This window comes from Xanthobacter sp. BG11Y11_SDJG, from assembly GCF_057364445.1.
The window spans coordinates 1-582 of record NZ_JBNFNU010000877.1; the positions used below are offsets into that span (position 1 = coordinate 1).

Genomic DNA, 582 nt, shown 5'->3' on the forward strand with positions numbered 1-582 from the left:
GCACAGGCCGCCGCGCGGGCGTGACCCTCTGCGGCGGGACCGGGAGCGGCGAAGCCGTCCCCGCCGCCGCGCGTTCCTGCGTTCCAGCTTCCCGATCCCGGCTTCCCCTGCCCGCCTTGCCCCTCACCGCCGTCATGCCCCGCTCGTCCGGGCCATCCACCGGGTCGCCTGCGGGCGCCTGGAAAACGAAGCGCAGGGCGAACCGCTGGGTGGATCCCCCGGACAAGCCGGGGGATGACGGCGGTGGAACGGGCCAGGGACGCGGCGGCCTTCGCCCGCGGCCAAAGCCGGCTCAGGGCCTTGCGCGCGGAGGCGGGGTATGGATAATACCGGAACGGCCTGGGGTGCCGTGCATGTGCACGGCTGAGATCATACCCATCGAACCTGTCTGGATCATACCAGCGTAGGGAGATGCCGATGAGCGCGAGCTTATCGACCTTCGCTTCATCTTCGCCTGAAACCGCTTCAGCTGACCTCTCCGCCCGCTCCGCGCGCACGAGCGGCTCGCGGCCGCGGCGTCGCCATCGTCGGGCGGCGGGGTCATCGGCCTCGCCATCGCCTGGCGGCTCGCCAAGGCCGGCT

General features: G+C 72.0%; 1 riboswitch.

The features are described 5' to 3' along the window. Positions 1-330: 330 nt before the first annotated feature. A riboswitch (TPP riboswitch) is annotated at positions 331-429 on the top strand. The last annotated feature ends 153 nt before the right edge of the window (positions 430-582 follow it).